Raw genomic sequence first — 17,616 nt, 5'->3', positions numbered from 1 at the left:
TTAATCTGTTTGGCTAAAAAGAGGTCAGTGCCTCTTTTTAGTTTTATATATATTTTTTTTAAAAAACAATAAATTAGAATGTTTAGTTTGTGAAAAAGTAATGTGTGAATTATTCCTGCATTTATGCTTCTTTATGCAAAAAAATATGTAGAATGTAAAAGCTTTTAAACGATAACAAACAAGATCAACAAGACAAGCATGATTGGATATAACCAGAGAAGAGTAAAAAGGACATGTAAAAAGCCAGCTTTCCTGAAAGGGTTGATGCTTTTAACTTCACTGCATGTACCTATGGTGATATATGCCGCTAAACCAAGTGAGCAATATCACACATTAAAAGACAACTTATCACAACTTTTTGCCCCTAAAAGTAGTGATGAATTTAAAGTCGCTAAGATGCAAGAGTTGAGTAATTTTAGGCTAGATCGTTCTAGAGTGCAGGAGTTTCCGACTGTTCAGCTCAATGATAGAGCAGCTTCATCTTATTCAAATTTGCCATCAAGGAAAATGACTCTACAGGAAGCGGTGAAAATCGCCATCCAGCGTAACCCTGATATTTCCCAAGCCATTTCAACTCTAGCTGGCCAAAACGCTGGTATTGATGTTGCGAAGGCAGGTTACTATCCTCAAATTTCAGGTGGTATTACCACAGGAGACTTGAGTAGTGGTGAACGTGGTCGGCAGTTATTGACTTTAAACGCAACTCAAATGCTTTATGATTTTGGTAAAGTCAAATCAGGCGTATCGGTTGAGAAGGCTAAACTCCAAGTCGAACAGGCGAATGTTTTGGTCAGCATTGACGATATTGCACTTGATGTGGCTCAGTCGATTATCAATATTCAGCGCTATCTCCAATTAAATAAAATTGCCGAGCAGCAAATTGCGGGTATTCAGCGAATTCAGGAAATCGCTAATTTACGTGCAAATGCTGGTATTAGCAGTCAGGCTGACCCGATCCAAGCTCAGTCTTATTTACAAGCTGCACAGTCCGGTTTGATTGCACAGCAATCTTTATTACGCCAGTACCAACAACATTTAAGAACATTGTTGGGTGCTGATGTTTCGCGTACAGGTTGGATTATTTCAGATGATTTGGTGAAAGTATCTGATTTATATGGCGAGCCTGAGTTTAATACCATTCCAAAAATGATCGCTGCACAAGCGGGAATTGAAGTGGCTAAAGCTCAAAAGGAACAGACGCGCTTAACTCGTTATCCAACTTTGGCAGTGAAAGGCTCGGTCAGTCAGGCCATTAATGGAAAAAACCCAAACAATGATGAGGACGACGGTTTATATAGTTCCATCATGCTTGAAGCCACCAGCCAGTTTTATCAAGGTGGGGCAGTTTCTTCCCAAGTAAAAATGGCAAGTTATGCAGAAGAAGCTGCTAAATCTAAAGTGAATTCTGTGTATCTGGATGTGCTCGATCAGATTAGAACTAGCCGTGAACAAATTGAAAATAAACAACGTCAAATGCAGGTTTTAGCAAACCGCCAAGCGACAACAGTTCGTACACGCGAACTTTATCAAGAGCAGTACAAACTCGGTACCCGTTCATTGGTTGACTTACTGAATGCTGAACAAGCGATTCATAGCGCTAATTCGGAACTTGAAACTGCACGTTATGACATCTACAGCAGTATTGTTCAGTACATTGCGGCAACAGGACGTTCTCGCCAAGCTTATGACTTAAATAATATTTCAATTCAGGGGTTCGAAGTACAACCATGATGACAAAAATAAATTACCAGCCCTGGTTACAGGCGGTCTTAACGATTGCTAAACATTATAGAATTGAGCCTTCAGAAGAAAGAATTCGTTTACAACTTGACTGGAACCAAAATCAAAACCTTGATGATGTTTTACAGCTGATTACACGTCAGGTAGGACTCAATTTACGTAAAGTGCCATTTTCTTTAGAGTTGCTCAACCCATGGCGTCTGCCTGTCATGGTCGAGTTCAATGACGGACAAGTTGGTGTAATTGATAAGGCGGATACTCAAGGAAATGTCAGTATCCAGTTTAGTGGAGATCATGGCCTTTCCCAAAATTTAAGCTTAGATGTCTTAAAAACAACAATTAAGAATGTCTATATTCTGCGTCCTGAAACGTCTATTCCCGATGCGCGTATTGACGAATATATCAAACCGTACGAAGCAAGCTGGTTCTGGTCGATTGTTCTAAGAGACTGGAAGCGCTACGTTGATATTATGTTTGCCTCACTCATTGCCAATGTCTTGGCACTGGCAACCATTATTTTTTCAATGCAAGTGTATGACCGTGTTGTACCCTCACAGTCTATCCCGACTTTATGGGTGCTGGCTGGTGGTGTACTCATTGCAGCACTTTTTGAGTTTACCTTACGTATATCGCGGGTATATTTATCCGATATTATTGGTAAACGTGCTGACTTACGGGTGTCTGACCGTGTATTTGGCCATGCCTTACGCATCAAAAATAAAGACCGCTCAAAGTCTACCGGTAGTTTTATTTCCCAGATTCGTGAGCTCGAAGGTGTTCGTGAACTGGTGACTTCAACCACCATTAGTGCTATTGCTGATTTCCCATTCTTTTTCCTGTTCCTGATCATTTTTGCCGTTATTGGTGGAAAGCTATTTTGGGTGATGTTGCTGGTTGTGCCACTTATGATTTTGCCGGGTATTCTGGTGCAAAAGAAGCTAGCGCAACTCGCACAAGAGGGCATGAGAGAGTCTTCAATCCGTAACGCAATTCTTGTCGAAGCGGTGCAGGGCATCGAAGATATTAAGCTATTGCGTGCTGAATCACGTTTCCAAAACCAGTGGAACCACATGAATGAAGTTTCAGCCGATATCGGGATGAGACAGCGTAAAATTGTCGGTACCTTAATGGCATGGACTCAAATGCTTCAAGGTTTGACCTATGCAATTGTGGTGTTGGTAGGATGTTTTGCCGTAATGGACGGTGAAATGACTACAGGTGCGTTAGTAGCTTGCTCCATTCTATCTTCACGTATGTTGGCACCTATTGCACAGATTACAGGTGTTTTGGGTCGTTTACAGCAAGCAAAAGTCGCAAAACAAAGCCTTGATGAACTCATGCAGCGTCCGATTGATCAGGCTGACCGTTCGCATCTGGTACACAAAGCAGTTTTAAATGGCGACTATGAATTAAAAAATGTCTTATTCCAATATGGAGAAGAAGACCCGAAACCAAGTTTGGCAATCCGTCATTTAAAAATTCGTGCTGGTGAAAAAATTGCCATATTGGGGCGTAACGGTGCAGGTAAATCGACACTGCTCCAGCTTCTATCTGGTATGCAAGTTCCAACTCAAGGCGCAGTGCATTTAGATGGTCTCGATCTTTCATTAATTGATCCGTCTGATGTACGTCGTGATATGGGCTTACTTAACCAGAATGCGCATCTTTTCTACGGTACGATTCGTGAAAACCTCACTTTAGGTGCACCGCTTGCAACGGATGAAGAGATTCTTCGAGCTTTAGTGGTGACGGGTGCATTACCTTTTGTTCAAGAGAAAAAAGAAGGGCTAGATCATCTGATTTTAGAAGGTGGTGTTGGTTTCTCTGGTGGTCAGAAACAAGCATTGTTACTGGCTCGTTTGTTAATTCGTCAACCTAACATTTTATTGTTAGACGAACCGACAGCAGCAATTGATGACGTGGCAGAGAAACAACTGATTGATCATTTAAAAGGTTGGCTGGCACATCGTACTTTGGTCGTTGCGACCCACCGCCGTGCTGTTTTAGAACTGGTGGACCGTATTATTGTCGTTAACGAAGGCAAAATCGTGATGGACGGTCCAAGAGATCAGGTACTCAATCAATCAACAGCCCAACAAAAACAAGTGAGCCAAGGGGGTAATTCATGAGCGAACCACAACAAGAACAACAACTCACCCGTTCAATGAATGTATCTTATAGTGAGCCACCCTTACCACGTGCGAGCTTAGTGATCTGGATTGTAGGCATTGGTTTAGTGATTTTCTTTATCTGGGCGTGGGTATTTAAACTTGAAGAAGTTTCTACCGGTACGGGTAAAGTCATTCCATCATCTAAAGAGCAAGTCATCCAGTCTTTAGAAGGCGGTATCTTAACCAAGCTGAATGTACAAGAAGGTGATATCGTTCAAAAGGGCGAAATTCTTGCGCAGCTCGATCCAACCCGTTTTGCATCAAATGTTGGTGAATCAAGATCTTTACTGATCTCTGCTCAAGCGACAGCAGCGCGTTTGCGTGCGGAAGTAAATGGCACACCTTTGGTTTTTCCTGAAATTGTGATGAAAGAACCAAAGCTGGTACAAGAAGAAACAGCACTATATCGCTCACGACGTGCTGATCTTGAACAAACGCTTGCAGGTTTAAGACAGGCGTTACAACTGGTGCAACAAGAACTAGCAATGACAGAGCCGCTAGTTGCTAAAGGTGCAGCAAGTGAGGTTGAGGTTTTACGTTTACGTCGTGAAGCAAATGATTTGCAAAACAAAATGAATGATGCGCAGAACCAGTACTATGTGAAAGCGCGTGAAGAGTTATCTAAAGCGAATACGGATAGTGAAACGCAACAACAAATCGTGCTGGGTCGTAGTGACAGTTTAGATCGCGCAGTGTTCAGAGCACCAGTACGTGGTGTTGTAAAAGAAATTGCAGTGACTACCCGTGGTGGTGTTATTCCACAAAATGGCAAATTGATGACCATTGTACCGATTGACGAACAACTGCTGATTGAAGCGCGTATTTTACCGCGTGACATTGCCTTTATTCGTCCGGGACAAGAAGCACTGGTTAAAATCACGGCCTATGACTACTCAATTTATGGTGGTTTAAAAGGTAAGGTTACGGTTATTTCACCAGACACGATTCGTGATGAAGTAAAACAGGACCAATTCTATTATCGTGTTTATATCCGCACTGATTCCGACAAGCTTTATAATAAACAAGGTAAGGCATACGGTATTACACCGGGTATGGTGGCAACAGTAGATATTCGTACAGGTGAAAAAACGGTACTGGATTACTTACTTAAACCATTCAACAAAGCCAAAGAAGCGTTACGAGAAAGATAATAAAAAAAAGCCCCGAGATTCGGGGCTTTTTTTATAGGTTTGATTCTATTAAATTCACGTTATAATTTGATTTTTATTGTGCTTTATCTTATTTATGGCTTTTACGATTGCATCACAGATTACATTTGAAGAAGAAATTAAAAAAAGTAGATTTCAGGCGATTGCTGCGCCAGTAGAAAATGAACAGCAGGTTAAAGAATTTTTAGAATACAACAAGGATATCTCGACCACTCATCAATGTTGGGCGTGGAAAATTGGGCATAACGTACGCTTTAACGATGATGGTGAACCGTCAGGAACGGCAGGGCGTCCAATCTTGGCGACTATTGAAGGGAATGACCTGACGAATATTATTGTAATGGTTAACCGTTGGTATGGTGGAATAAAACTGGGGACAGGCGGCCTTGTGAGAGCATACGGTGGCTGTGCTGGACAATGTTTATTATTGGCTGAACGTATTGAACTCATTGCAAAGAAGACAATTCACTTTTCGTGTCATTTTAATGAATGGGCGATATTTCAATATGAATTGACTCAACAACAGATTGAATATCAGGAAACCTACACGGCAACAGGTGTAGATATCGAAGCGAGACTACAAATACATCAAATTGAATCGCTTGCCTTAAAACTCAGAGATGTAACACGTGGTCGTGAAGAATTAAAAATTGAAGAGGAATTAACAGATGACTGATTCCTTACTGAAATATCGTGAGCAACATAAGCACCGCTTAAACTATATGCCATGGTTATATTGGACTTTAAAACCTAAAAACCGTGCTTGGGCTGAAGAGTGGCAAAAGGAATATCAAGCTTATTTAATGGATATGGAAACAGTTGAGATTGGTGAAAATTGTTTTATTTCGCCGCTAGCACATATTTTTGCTGAACCAGGCCGCAAAATTATTATTGGGGATAATAGTTTTATTGCGGCTGATTGCACATTGCATGGACCGCTGGAAATCGGCAATGAAGTCGCGATTAACCATCATTGTATTTTAGATGGGGGACGAACGGGTATAAAGTTGCATGACCAAGTCCGTATTGCGGCGTATTGCCATTTATATGCATTTGACCATGGGATGCAACTAGACCGTCCACTTTACCAGCAGCCAGTTACGTCCAAAGGAATTGAAATTGAGCAAGACGTTTGGTTGGGTTCGCATGTGGGGATCAAAGACGGTATAAAAATCGGTAAACATGCTGTGGTCGGGATGAATAGTATGGTGACTAAAGATGTTGAGCCGTACCATATTGTCGGTGGGAACCCCGCAAAATTTATTCGCTTAAGAGAATAATGCAGTCTTAAGAATGTAATAAAATGTTTGATCTTTAAACAAAAAAGTTGGTTTTTATACATAAACCTTAACATACCAATTTTTATCTATGTTAAGTTAAAGCTAAGTTTTAATAATAATCTCCAAGGCAAAAGACCTGAAGAAGAGAGGCTAACATGAATCGTGTTATTGCGTGTATTGACTCATCACCGTGTATTAATGCTATTGCTGATGCAGCAGCATGGGTTGCTAAAGCAACCGGACGGGAACTTGTATTATTACAAATTCTGGACTATTACCCAGCCAGTTATCATCTTGGTGAAATTAGTGGGGTAATCGGCTTTGAAAGCAATGCAATGCTGCTAAAAGAGTTAGCTGAGCTAGAGCAAAAACAAAGTGAACTCGCGTTAGACTATAGTAATAATTTACTCCGCCATATTTCTGATCTTATTCAAGAAAAACATGGAATTACCAGTTCAAAAATTCAAGAAAAAGGTGATTTTTTAGAACAAAGTTTTAATCTCTTACATGAAAATGACATCGTTATTTTAGGTCGAGTCGGGGAAAGAGCAGCCGAGAAACACAAACCAATCGGTAGCAATGTTGAAAACTTCATCCGCGGTGCGAACTGTACTGTTTTGACCATTGGTGAAAACTTTAAAGTGCCAACACGATTTATCTTTGCTTATGAATATTCGCCAACTTGTCAAAAAATGATGCGCCGTATTGCCCAAAGTGACTTATTGCGAACACTGCAATGTCATTTGGTGTATGTAGGTGATCATCCAGAAATATTAAATGAACCAGAACATTATCTTAAACAAGCGGGTCTAGATGTAGTCACCGTTTACCGTTATGGTGATGTTGCACAAAATATTTTAGAGTACCAACAAGAACACGGTATTCAAATCATTGTGTTAGGGGCATTTAGTCATAGCAAAATTCATCAATTCTTCTTGGGAAGTATTGCGACAACCATATTCCGAAACGCGACTGTTCCATTACTTGTGGCTAAATGATGAGATTTGCATATAGTTATCCGCAAATCTTGTGGATAACTATATGGAAAAGCAACAGTAATAAAAGTAATTAATTGATTATAAATAACAAAATAAAAAAGATGATTTTTTAACCATTATTTCACAATTGCAATTGCGAAGCCATCATGACCTTTTGAGCCAACTGTTTGTAAGGCTGTACAAGACAATATTTGCGGATGATTTTCTAAGGCTTTAAACATTTCACGAATGCCTTCAATACTCGGTTTTTTATTGTCAGGATTTAAAATATCACCTGCTCGAATTACATTATCGAGTACGATAATCGTACCTGATCTTGAGAATTTCAGACTCAATTCTAAATATTCAGGATAACCCTGTTTATCTGCATCAATGAAAATAAAATCAAAAGGCTCGATAGATTGAGGATCAATCGCAGAAAGGATATCTGCAGCACGGCCAGCTCGAAGATCAACTTTTACAGGAAGATTGGCATGATCGATATTTTTTTGTGCCATTTCGGCATGAGTAGCACGGCCTTCTATGGTGAGTAAGTAACCGTCTTCAGGTAAGGCACGACCTAACCAGATGGTACTGTATGCAGCAAAGGTTCCGATTTCTAAAACTCGTTTGCATTTATTCATTTGAATAAGCATCTGCAAGAACATACCTTGGTTAGGAGCTACTGCAAGATGATTTGAAAAGCCGTGTTCGTCGGTATTCTTTAATGCATATTCGAGTCGCGGGTCTTCGGGAATTAAATGTGAATCGATATATTGGTCAATGTCTGTCCACATCTGCTGCATAATCAAATTTACCTATATGTTGATCGGGCTATTTTAAACGTTTATGCATAGAGTGCAAAAATCTTCGTTTCAAGAAATTTTGGTTGATTGGGAAATGTACAATAAAAAAACTCCTTTCAGTTGAAAGGAGTTTTTTTATTAGAAATTACACATCGAACTGTTTCGGGTGAGGTCAGGGCCCCAAGTACGATAGCCTTGAGTATCAATATGAATCTGCCCGGAACTATATAGACCAATACCCATATTTAAGCTTTGACCATGCTGAGCCCAGAACTGACAAAGTTTAAACTTGGTATTTTCGATAAATGCATAATCTTGAGCTTGTGGGAACTCAGGGCCAATACGGAAATCGATTGCCGAGTTAAATAAATGTTTAGATGAGCTTGCACCGCCTGCACATTCATTTAAAGGTAAGTCTCGGTAAACCGAGGTCACTTCAAAGTCGGTGAGAACTTTTGCTGCAACTAAATATTTAAATACGCGTAGGGTAGATAAAGAATTTCCCCATAGCTCACGATTAGGTACAGCATATTCCGAGCGGCCACATTTTTGCCAATCACGTGCTGAACGTAATAACTCAAAGCTTGGTACAATGCCTGCAACATTATTTCGGGTTAAGAATTTTTCGTATTCACGAACACGTTGGTAATTTTCACCAGAACTTAACCAACTTCGATAAGATGCAGGCTCAACTTTAGGGGGAATTGGGCGCTCGATAATAACGCGCTCTTGTGGAATAAAGATTCGTTTACCACTTGGAGAGGTTTTGCCTGTTGTTGTGTGTTGGGGAGAGCTGACACAACCTACCATAATCGCTGGGATTATGCATAAGGGCACCAGACACTGCAAAAACTTCCGCATAAGAAAAATTAAGCACTTATAAATATTGCGGGTATTTTAATGCAAAACAGTGCACAAATTACGAGGAATTTGCAATTAAATGTTTGAATAGGGTATAAAAAAAGATCAGCAGTTGCTGATCTTTTCTGAAATTACTTTTCAAGATATTGTAATTTATCAGGTTTTCCGTTCCATTCTTCACGGTCAGCTGGTTGATCGCCAATTTGAGTAATGTTAGGCCATTTTTGAGAAAGTTCAGCATTTAATTCAATAAATACTTCTTGACCCTCAGGTAACTCATCTTCAGAGAAAATTGCATTTGCCGGGCACTCTGGTTCACATAATGCACAGTCAATACATTCATCCGGATTAATCACTAGGAAATTCGGACCTTCGTAAAAACAGTCTACAGGACAAACTTCTACGCAATCTTGGTATTTACATTTAATACAATTTTCAGTGACAACAAAGGTCATGGCGACAGCTACCTAAAAAATATGGTTTCATTTCGAATAGCTTATTTTAGGCAAAAAAGGGGTAAACAAACAATTGCTTTTATTGATATTCTTTATTCATGCATATGAAGATAAGTTAATACGTTGATAATCAAACAGATCTTCTATGGTGAATAGAGCGTAATCTATAAAATCAAAATAATAATATATTTTATAAAACAATAACTTAAAAAATATTTTATTTAATTATTTAGATGTCATTTAAGTCAAGGCGTCTATTTTATTAAACGCCTTAACTTTTAATTTTTTCTTTTACAAATTTTGATTTACGGTTTTTTTCCTAAAAAAACTTAAATTTTTAGAGCTAAAGCTTACATAGTAAATGGATATCTTCAGGTTCGAGCTGCCAAAGTTCTTGATCTGGAGCACTTAACGGTTGCGCGCCATGCTTCATATAGAAGTCTACAGTGCGTCGACTTGGGGTTGCTGAAATATACAGTTGGTCTGCACCGAGTTGCTTGGCTGACTCTTTTGCGGCTTGCATAAGCTTAGCACCAATGCCTTGACCTTGTTGGTCAGCATCCACATAGAAATAGTGGAGTAATTTTGCTTGGGGGTAATTCGCTATAAGTTGATTTGAGACTACGCTTACACCAACGAGCTTTTCAGAAGCATCAAATGCACCGACAAATATTGAACCTTGTGCAAAGAGTTGTTTGAGTTTAGGTGGGTCATTTTCTAGATGGTATGAATCCCAATTTTGTACATCAAAAAAACAATCAACCAATTCTAGCTTTTGCTGTTTTTGTATGTAGTTTTGAGTGATTAATTCACGGCGGCTAATGTGCTGCCAAATAAGATCAATTTCTGAACTTTGCAAAGATCTTAAGATCATATAAATATTATTCTCCGATATGAATAAGCAGACCTAAGCCTGCTTATTCGGAAGTGCTTTATTAAGATTTGAGTGCAGCTTTTAACTCGTAGAGTTGTTCAAGTGCCTGACGAGGCGATAAGTTATCGACTTCAATTTGCTTAAGTAAATCTAGAGCAGGGGATGAAACTTCAATTTCGACAACTTTCTCTATGATTTGTGAACCAGAGTTTGCATCTGGTGGAGCAAACAAATCATTTTGAAAGCTGGTTTGTAGATGTTGTTGCTGCTGTTTTTCTAAAATGCGTAAACGCTTCTGCGCTTCTTTAATAACATTGGCAGGAATACCCGCTAATTTTGCAACTTGTAAACCATGACTTTGGCTTGCAGGGCCTTGTTGAACTTTATGCAATAAAATCAGATTGCCATTCAGTTCTTGCGCCGTGACATGATAGTTATCGATTCCTGCTTCACTACCAAGTTCGGTCAACTCAAAATAATGAGTCGCGAATAAACATAAACATTTTACGCGCTTGGTTAAATCGACCACACATGCCCATGCTAAAGATAAACCGTCATAGGTACTGGTTCCGCGGCCAACCTCATCCATTAATACCAACGACTGGTTGGTGGCATGATGCAGAATTTGCGAAGTTTCAGTCATTTCAACCATAAAGGTAGATTTGCCTGTAGATAAATCATCGGCTGAACCAATACGTGTAAAAATTCGGTCAATTGGACCAAGTTTGACGGCTTTAGCCGGAACATAGCTACCGCAATAAGCAAGTAAACTGATTAATGCCGTTTGGCGCATAAAGGTTGATTTACCGCCCATGTTTGGACCGGTAATAATGGCCATGCGGTGCTGAGCATCAAGGAAAGTGTCATTTGGGGTAAATGGTGCTTTATTTAATGCTTCAACGACAGGATGACGACCTGCCTGAATTTTAATGCCCGTTTCCGGAGTAAATTCAGGGCGCGCCCAATTGTTTAAACGTGCTTGATGAGCAAAGTTTGCAATGACATCAATTTGAGCAATTGCCGAACTCATCATTTGTAGATGAGCGATATTTTCGCGAAGGTTTTCAAGCAAAGCTTCGAATAATGCTTTTTCACGTGACAGCGCACGTGACTCGCTCGACAGGACTTTATCTTCAAAACTCTTTAGCTCAGGGGTAATGTAGCGTTCAGCATTCTTTAAAGTTTGACGACGGATATAGTCGGCTGGCGCTTGTTCTGCTTGAGCACGAGTCAGTTCAATGTAGTAACCACTTACACGGTTATAACCGATTTTAAGGGTATTAATGCCTGTACGTTCACGCTCTTTAATTTCTAGATCAATTAAGAATTGACCTGCATGATCACGAATTTGGCGTAATTCATCAAGCTCAGCATCATATCCTTCTGCAATTACATTGCCATCACGAAGTAATACCGGTGGGTTTTCAACAATAGCTGCCATTAAATGCTGATGAAGCGCTTTGAAGTCTCCAAGTTCTTCATCTAGTTGAACTAATAATTTAGATTTCTTCGCTTGAATGACTGGAGTTAACGCCGTTCTTAAAGCTGGAATTTGTGCGCACGCATGACGAAGTTGCACCAAATCACGTGGTCGTGCACTGCCTAGCGCAACCCGGCTAAGCACACGTTCAATATCACCAATTTCTTTAAGCACTAACCGAACTGGGTTTTCGTGATATCCCTGAATGAGTTGTTCAATCGCATCTAAACGAGCATCAAGCAATGCAGTATCACGCACAGGTTGCATGAGTGTGCGGCTTAATAGACGGCCACCCATTGCAGTTTGGCAGTCATTTACCAGTTGAAATAATGATGTTCCGTGTTCAAATAATGGCTCGATAATTTCTAAGTTGCGACGTGTAATTGGGTCGAGCGCAATAAAGTCAGTACTTTGTTCAAGTTGGATTGAGTGAATATGTGGTAATGCAGTTTTTTGGGTTTCTTTTGCATAGTGAATAAGTGCAGCGGCAGCAGCTTTGGCCAAAGGTAATGGGTCTAAACCAAAACCTGAAAGTGTTGATACCGTAAACTGGTCACATAAGGTTTTTTGTGCATTATTTAGGTTGAAGTCTACATTTGGACGTTTAGTAACAGGGCAATCTAAATGCTTTTTAATTTGTTCAATAATATTGGTGTCGACCAAGTCTTCATCAATCAAGATTTCACTTGGCATTAAACGCGCAAGTTCAATAGGTAATTGTTCTGGCTTGTAATCTTGTTGTTGAACTTTAAAAATGCCCGCACTCAAGTCGAGTAAAGCAAAACCGATCTGGTTTTGATGAATGCACAATGAAACGAGATTAGATGATTGATAACTGCTGAGTAATGCATCATCAGTTAATGTACCTGGGGTCAGAATACGAACAACTTTACGTTCAACAGGGCCTTTGCCTGTTACTTCTCCAACTTGTTCGCAAATGGCTACCGTGCGCCCAGCTTTAACAAGACGCGCCAAATAACCTTCTGCCGAATGATAGGGAACACCTGCCATTGGAATAGGTCGGCCACTGGCTTTGCCACGATGGGTTAAGGTAATGCCTAAAAGTTTGGCTGCTAAATGAGCATCTTCAAAGAAGAGTTCATAAAAGTCACCCATACGGTAGAACAGCAACGCATGTTGATAGTCCGTTTTAACTTTGAGATATTGCTGCATCATAGGTGTGTGAGAAGATAAGTCAGCCATGATTTCAGCGCTATTCATGCGTATTAAACCCTTAAAAAATCAGTAATATTTTACGTTTGGTCATCTAACCAATTTCAAGTCTTTTAAAAATGAATGTCATTCAAGAAAAGAACACAACTGGATGAACTTTGAAAATTGGCATCCATAGTATAAAGCGAATTGGAGTCACTCCAGATGTGTAATGGTAACAAATTTGAGTTATTGAAAAAAAGAGTAGTGAAGCTCTGAAATATAAGACCAATAAGTTGACTTCAAATTGTGGCTTAAGTGGTCTGAGGTCAAGTTTTTTTCAACATACTTAAGCAATATGGTTTGCGTAACTTCAATCAAATACTGAAATATGTTGAATCAGCGTATGAATTGCCTACGTCAGTCATTGTCTTGTGCAAAAGTATGCTGAATATAAATAGAGGAGTCATTCATGGGTACGCGTTCAACCATTATGGATACCAATAGCTTTCGTCCAGAACATGCTGCTGAGCTGGATCATGCTACCCGAAAACTGACAGATAAAAGAAATAAAATTTTAGGTGAGTCCTATCGCTTGTTTTATCGTAATCCCGTGCATCTGGTGAAAGGTCAGGGGCAATATTTATGGGATGCAGCAGGTCATCAATATCTGGATGTTTACAACAATGTTGCCAGCATTGGTCATTGTCATCCTGCGGTCATTGAAGCGGTGAATGAGCAAATGAAAATGCTCAATACCCATACCCGTTATTTACATGAAAATATTTTGGATTATACCGAAGAACTCTTACAAACCACTCCCGATGAAATTGACCGTGCCATGTATATGTGTACAGGTTCGGAAGCGAATGATTTAGCGATTCGTATTGCCCGCGAATATAGCGGTGGCACAGGAATTATTGTGTCTCAAGAAGCCTATCATGGGACCAGTAGTTTAACCTCAGGATGTTCTCCAGCACTTGGAACTGAACAACCTTTAGATGATACAACTCGCCTAGTTCCGGCACCTGATTATTATCGGATTCAAACTGATGATTTAGGTGAATGGTTCGCACAGCAGATTCAACAGCAAATTGACGATATGAACGCAAAAGGCATCAAGTTTGCAGGTTTTTTAGCGGACTCCATATTTTCTTCTGATGGTGTGATGCCTAATCCTGTTGGGTTCTTACAAAAAGCGGTTGATGTCGTGCATGCCAATGGGGGAATCTTTATTGCTGATGAGGTACAACCGGGTTTCGCTCGCACTGGCGACGCTTTCTGGGGCTTTGGCCGTCACAACGTTGTTCCTGATGTAATTACCACAGGTAAGCCAATGGGTAATGGTGTCCCTGTGTCAGGGCTTTTAGCTAAGAGTGAAGTCCTTGCTGCTTTCAGCGATAAAATTCCATATTTTAATACCTTTGGCGGTAATCCTGTTTCTATGGCGGCGGCACAGGCTGTACTTAAAGTCATTCAGGAAGAAGAATTGCAAACCCATAGTAAATATGTGGGAGGGCTACTTCTAAAAGAACTCACTAAGCTTATGGACAAACATGAAGTGGTGGGTGATGTCCGTGGCGCTGGTCTGTTTATAGGATTTGAACTGGTTAAAGATAGAGGCACAAAAGAACCGAATAAAGCATTGGCTTTGAACCTTATTGAAGAGCTCAGAAATACTCATCGAGTTTTAACCTCAGTTGCAGGTCCTTATGGCAATGTATTGAAACTGCGCCCACCTCTGGCTTTCCAAACAAAAGATATCGATTGGTTAGTCGGTGCTTTAGATCAAGCCTTAACAAAATTAAAGTAAGACCTTCTATAAAAAATACCCTTCAAGTTGGATGTTAAATCTAATTTGAGGGGTATTTTATTGTTAATATCTTATGCATCTTTAGAAGATATCTTGAATTACTTAAATAATAAAAGGCCTTTATTCAAGGCCTGTATTTGTGATGTTTTAGTGTCTTAATTGACGGGGTGTAACACCAAACCAGCGTTTAAACGCACGAGACAATGCGCTTACTTCTGAATAACCTAATAAGAATGCCATTTCTGAAATTGGAATATTTTTCTGTTTAATATAATGCTCGGCCAACTCACAACGGACCTGATCGACTAAATGGGTAAAGGTCAGTCCTTCAGTTTTTAAACGGCGGGTAAGGGTGCAACTACTTAAACCAATATCATGAGCGATTTTTTCAAGGTTTGGTTCACCTTCACTGAGTTCAAGTTGTATGTGAGAACGGACCTGATCTGCAAGACATTGACTTGGTGAAGCGCGATTGAGTAGGTGCAATGTATCTAGAATCACTGTTAATAAAATAGAATCACGGCCCGGCATAGTATGCTGGACGTCTTTTTTTGAAATGATGATGGAGTTAAAAGGCTGATCAAAATAAACAGGCGCATTAAATAATTTGCTATGTTCTTGCCAGAATTCAGGTCGAGTATGCTCAAAGTGAATCGCGCGTGGTGAATAATGAGGACCCATCACTTCACGGATCACATTCATAAACATGCCCATAGTCAGTTCTGCATCTTGGCGACGAGTTAAAATCGCGCCGTGTTGAACCTGATAATCTATGCGCCAGCTATCTCCTAAATCGACCATTCGATTGAGGGTATCTTTCTGATGCAAATAAAAGTTATTGGTCATGTTCATGAGTGCAGACTCTAATGTGTTTGAGCAAAGACCGATGTAACCAATAAGCCCTAATGATTTCGGTTGAAACTGTTGACCATAATGCAGACCAAAATTATCACAACCTGAAACCAATGCCGCCTGTTCTAGCACCTTGCAATAATTGGGTAGTTGTAAGCTCAAAGTTGGGCTGACTAGAAGTTCAGGATTAATACCACTAATTCCTAAAACACGATCAACATCTGCACCTTTTTGATGAATAAACTCGCTTAATCCAGAGGCGGCTGCAGACAATACACCTTGATTACACATATTTGAATCGACAAGATGAGCTGGATTGAGATGTAACATGTCAAGTCTCATGATATTTATTCCTAACTATTATTATATTAAGCAAAAGCCATACCAGTTTTTGCTTACGTCCATGATTTTGTGTGGTTAAAAGTATTTATAAAATAATGGTTTATGTGTTGCTGTTTTAAGTTTCAGGTTTGATTCTTTAAGAAGATATCTTTAGGTTGGGTAGCGAACTAAAAGAAGGCAGAAAATGCATTAGAGATAGGCAAAAAGGGCAGAACTAAAACAAGAAATTAAGCAGCTTCTCATGCATACAACATGTATTGTAGGCATGAGAAAATAAGTGAAATACTAATTTTTTGTAGTTTTTGCCGTTTGCGCACCATAACTTAAACTGGCCATTGAAGGTCTAAATTGACCTGTATTGGCATCGCGGCCCTGTAGTAAAAACTTAGTATTGGCTTGACCATAGCCCTGTACAGCCTGCTGAGAAAACTTGCCGATATCTGAACTTGGGCTGCGTAATCGATTAATAATCAGAACCTTCTGAGTCGTTGCAAAATCTTGCATCATATTTTGATCGCCTTCACTGTCACCTGCGATAAAAATTGGTCCGTAACCATATTTAGAGATTAAAAAACGCTGGATGGTTGCAGTTTTGCCTTTACCTTGAGTTTGCGCATAGCCATGACGAAACTCAGGTAAAATTCGATTTTGTGCATCTCGTTCTAACTCCATGGCGTAGGCATTTTTTTCATTAATGTTATAGCCAATCTCTGGATTAGAAATAATTTCCTTAATCACATCAATAAAAGATGCCGAACAGACATAGACATCAATGCCATTATCCTGAAAGGCCTTAAATAGATTTTGCATTTCACGGTATGGTCTTAAACCATTTTCCCAAGTGGTTTTCACAACGCCTGCTTGACCCGAAAGTGCAGCGGGAGAGGTCCATGTCACGGGTCCAATCGGTTGCTGCATTTGCCAAGCCACCGTTGCTTTCACCAAATTACGGACTTGTTGTTCGGTAAGCCCAGTAAATAAATAAGTGACCCACGGATATGCAACTTCATGGTCAAACGTGTCTCCAATCGCCGCATATAGATATCTCATTTTAGTAATGAAATCGAGATAATGCGGATCTTGTTTAATTTGATCCAGACTTTGCTTACCTTTTAGACCGCTATAGTGGTGATAAAGCCATGTATAGCTGGCAATAATATCTGGGGCAATTTTATCAATATTGACAGCTTGGCCTTGCTGGTTGTTGTAGGCTGCTTCAAAATTTTGCGAGCTGATTCCTTTACGAATAATCTGATTAAGCTGCTCTGGCGTGACATTAAATGCTAAATGTTCAAGCTGATAAATTAACGTTGCTTCTTCGATGTCTAAAAATACCGAAGTATTGTCAAAGTCAGTGACAATATATGGGCGTTTTTCAGGGTTATAGTTAGGGCTATCTTTTCCATAGGTAGCAATTAATTGATTAAGTTGGTCAAAGTTAAAAGCGTCCCATTGACCTTTTTGTATATATTCCTTTTTGGGAATAGCGACTGCGGGAGATGTATTTTGTATAGGGCTGTAGTTACATGCGCTTAGAGCAATCATACTTGCCAGACTACTGGTGAGTAATAGTGTTTTGGCAACTTTGCTCAGTTGATGGGTAGCTTGCATAAACCCTTCCTTTAAATTCTATAAAATTTAAAA

14 protein-coding genes are annotated in these 17,616 nt (G+C 39.8%); 7 read left to right on the top strand and 7 right to left on the bottom strand.

What is annotated here, in order from left to right:
- Positions 1-264: 264 nt before the first annotated feature.
- From RFW85_RS20015 to RFW85_RS00595, 6 genes are all read left to right on the top strand, one after another.
- Positions 265-1,731 (top strand): TolC family protein, encoded by a 1,467-nt coding sequence (locus RFW85_RS20015; protein WP_017481420.1) that lies wholly within the window; start codon positions 265-267, stop codon positions 1,729-1,731.
- Positions 1,728-3,869, top strand: coding sequence for a type I secretion system permease/ATPase (locus tag RFW85_RS00615; protein ID WP_309171037.1), 2,142 nt, complete (start codon positions 1,728-1,730; stop codon positions 3,867-3,869). The genes RFW85_RS20015 and RFW85_RS00615 overlap by 4 nt, the downstream gene beginning before the upstream one ends.
- Positions 3,866-5,062 carry an HlyD family efflux transporter periplasmic adaptor subunit gene (locus RFW85_RS00610; protein ID WP_309171036.1) on the top strand — a complete coding sequence of 399 codons (1,197 nt, stop codon included), beginning with the start codon at positions 3,866-3,868 and terminating at the stop codon, positions 5,060-5,062. Before RFW85_RS00615 ends, RFW85_RS00610 begins: the two co-directional genes overlap by 4 nt.
- Positions 5,063-5,156: 94 nt before the next feature.
- Positions 5,157-5,756, top strand: coding sequence for a YigZ family protein (locus RFW85_RS00605; RefSeq protein ID WP_309171035.1), 600 nt, complete (start codon positions 5,157-5,159; stop codon positions 5,754-5,756).
- Positions 5,749-6,360 carry a DapH/DapD/GlmU-related protein gene (locus RFW85_RS00600; protein ID WP_309171034.1) on the top strand — a complete coding sequence of 204 codons (612 nt, stop codon included), beginning with the start codon at positions 5,749-5,751 and terminating at the stop codon, positions 6,358-6,360. Before RFW85_RS00605 ends, RFW85_RS00600 begins: the two co-directional genes overlap by 8 nt.
- Positions 6,361-6,515: 155 nt before the next feature.
- Positions 6,516-7,358, top strand: coding sequence for a universal stress protein (locus RFW85_RS00595; RefSeq protein ID WP_002115820.1), 843 nt, complete (start codon positions 6,516-6,518; stop codon positions 7,356-7,358).
- A 116-nt stretch (positions 7,359-7,474) separates the two neighbouring features.
- Here RFW85_RS00595 and RFW85_RS00590 read toward each other — a convergent pair whose 3' ends face one another.
- From RFW85_RS00590 to mutS, 5 genes are all read right to left on the bottom strand, one after another.
- A complete protein-coding gene (locus RFW85_RS00590) occupies positions 7,475-8,143 on the bottom strand; it encodes an O-methyltransferase (RefSeq protein ID WP_002115787.1) in 669 nt (222 codons plus the stop codon).
- A 138-nt stretch (positions 8,144-8,281) separates the two neighbouring features.
- On the bottom strand, positions 8,282-9,004 hold the full coding sequence (locus RFW85_RS00585) for a D-Ala-D-Ala carboxypeptidase family metallohydrolase (RefSeq protein WP_309171033.1): 723 nt from the start codon (positions 9,002-9,004) through the stop codon (positions 8,282-8,284).
- A 131-nt stretch (positions 9,005-9,135) separates the two neighbouring features.
- Positions 9,136-9,459 carry a ferredoxin FdxA gene (fdxA, locus tag RFW85_RS00580; protein WP_002051033.1) on the bottom strand — a complete coding sequence of 108 codons (324 nt, stop codon included), beginning with the start codon at positions 9,457-9,459 and terminating at the stop codon, positions 9,136-9,138.
- A 343-nt stretch (positions 9,460-9,802) separates the two neighbouring features.
- Positions 9,803-10,333 (bottom strand): GNAT family N-acetyltransferase, encoded by a 531-nt coding sequence (locus RFW85_RS00575; protein WP_309171032.1) that lies wholly within the window; start codon positions 10,331-10,333, stop codon positions 9,803-9,805.
- Between the two features lie 61 nt (positions 10,334-10,394).
- Complete coding sequence (gene mutS / locus RFW85_RS00570; RefSeq protein WP_049069168.1) at positions 10,395-13,034, bottom strand: DNA mismatch repair protein MutS; 2,640 nt, start codon at positions 13,032-13,034, stop codon at positions 10,395-10,397.
- A 403-nt stretch (positions 13,035-13,437) separates the two neighbouring features.
- Here mutS and RFW85_RS00565 point away from each other — a divergent pair, with 403 nt between their 5' ends.
- Complete coding sequence (locus RFW85_RS00565) at positions 13,438-14,778, top strand: aspartate aminotransferase family protein (protein ID WP_170247872.1); 1,341 nt, start codon at positions 13,438-13,440, stop codon at positions 14,776-14,778.
- 147 nt (positions 14,779-14,925) lie between these two features.
- On the opposite strand, the gene RFW85_RS00560 is transcribed toward RFW85_RS00565, so the two are convergent.
- Both RFW85_RS00560 and RFW85_RS00555 read right to left on the bottom strand, forming a co-directional pair.
- The gene (locus tag RFW85_RS00560) at positions 14,926-15,960 is read right to left on the bottom strand and encodes an AraC family transcriptional regulator (protein ID WP_170247931.1); all 1,035 of its coding nucleotides are present in this window, start codon (positions 15,958-15,960) and stop codon (positions 14,926-14,928) included.
- Between the two features lie 297 nt (positions 15,961-16,257).
- Positions 16,258-17,583, bottom strand: a complete 1,326-nt coding sequence (locus RFW85_RS00555; protein ID WP_170247871.1) for a haloacid dehalogenase-like hydrolase — start codon at positions 17,581-17,583, stop codon at positions 16,258-16,260.
- Positions 17,584-17,616 lie beyond the last annotated feature (33 nt).

Origin of the sequence: Acinetobacter sp. 12966, assembly GCF_031196995.1 — a bacterium.
GTDB classification, from domain to species: Bacteria; Pseudomonadota; Gammaproteobacteria; order Pseudomonadales; family Moraxellaceae; genus Acinetobacter; species Acinetobacter geminorum.
This window is presented reverse-complemented; position numbering and strand designations above follow the sequence as displayed.

What these genes read in the sequence shown, in the direction of transcription:
- RFW85_RS20015 (WP_017481420.1), top strand. Translation starts at nt 265, where the DNA reads ATGCTTTTAACTTCACTGCATGTACCTATGGTGATATATGCCGCTAAA.
- RFW85_RS00615 (WP_309171037.1), top strand. Translation starts at nt 1,728, where the DNA reads ATGATGACAAAAATAAATTACCAGCCCTGGTTACAGGCGGTCTTAACG.
- RFW85_RS00610 (WP_309171036.1), top strand. Translation starts at nt 3,866, where the DNA reads ATGAGCGAACCACAACAAGAACAACAACTCACCCGTTCAATGAATGTA.
- RFW85_RS00605 (WP_309171035.1), top strand. Translation starts at nt 5,157, where the DNA reads ATGGCTTTTACGATTGCATCACAGATTACATTTGAAGAAGAAATTAAA.
- RFW85_RS00600 (WP_309171034.1), top strand. Translation starts at nt 5,749, where the DNA reads ATGACTGATTCCTTACTGAAATATCGTGAGCAACATAAGCACCGCTTA.
- RFW85_RS00595 (WP_002115820.1), top strand. Translation starts at nt 6,516, where the DNA reads ATGAATCGTGTTATTGCGTGTATTGACTCATCACCGTGTATTAATGCT.
- RFW85_RS00590 (WP_002115787.1), bottom strand. Translation starts at nt 8,143, where the DNA reads ATGCAGCAGATGTGGACAGACATTGACCAATATATCGATTCACATTTA.
- RFW85_RS00585 (WP_309171033.1), bottom strand. Translation starts at nt 9,004, where the DNA reads ATGCGGAAGTTTTTGCAGTGTCTGGTGCCCTTATGCATAATCCCAGCG.
- fdxA (WP_002051033.1), bottom strand. Translation starts at nt 9,459, where the DNA reads ATGACCTTTGTTGTCACTGAAAATTGTATTAAATGTAAATACCAAGAT.
- RFW85_RS00575 (WP_309171032.1), bottom strand. Translation starts at nt 10,333, where the DNA reads ATGATCTTAAGATCTTTGCAAAGTTCAGAAATTGATCTTATTTGGCAG.
- mutS (WP_049069168.1), bottom strand. Translation starts at nt 13,034, where the DNA reads ATGAATAGCGCTGAAATCATGGCTGACTTATCTTCTCACACACCTATG.
- RFW85_RS00565 (WP_170247872.1), top strand. Translation starts at nt 13,438, where the DNA reads ATGGGTACGCGTTCAACCATTATGGATACCAATAGCTTTCGTCCAGAA.
- RFW85_RS00560 (WP_170247931.1), bottom strand. Translation starts at nt 15,960, where the DNA reads ATGTTACATCTCAATCCAGCTCATCTTGTCGATTCAAATATGTGTAAT.
- RFW85_RS00555 (WP_170247871.1), bottom strand. Translation starts at nt 17,583, where the DNA reads ATGCAAGCTACCCATCAACTGAGCAAAGTTGCCAAAACACTATTACTC.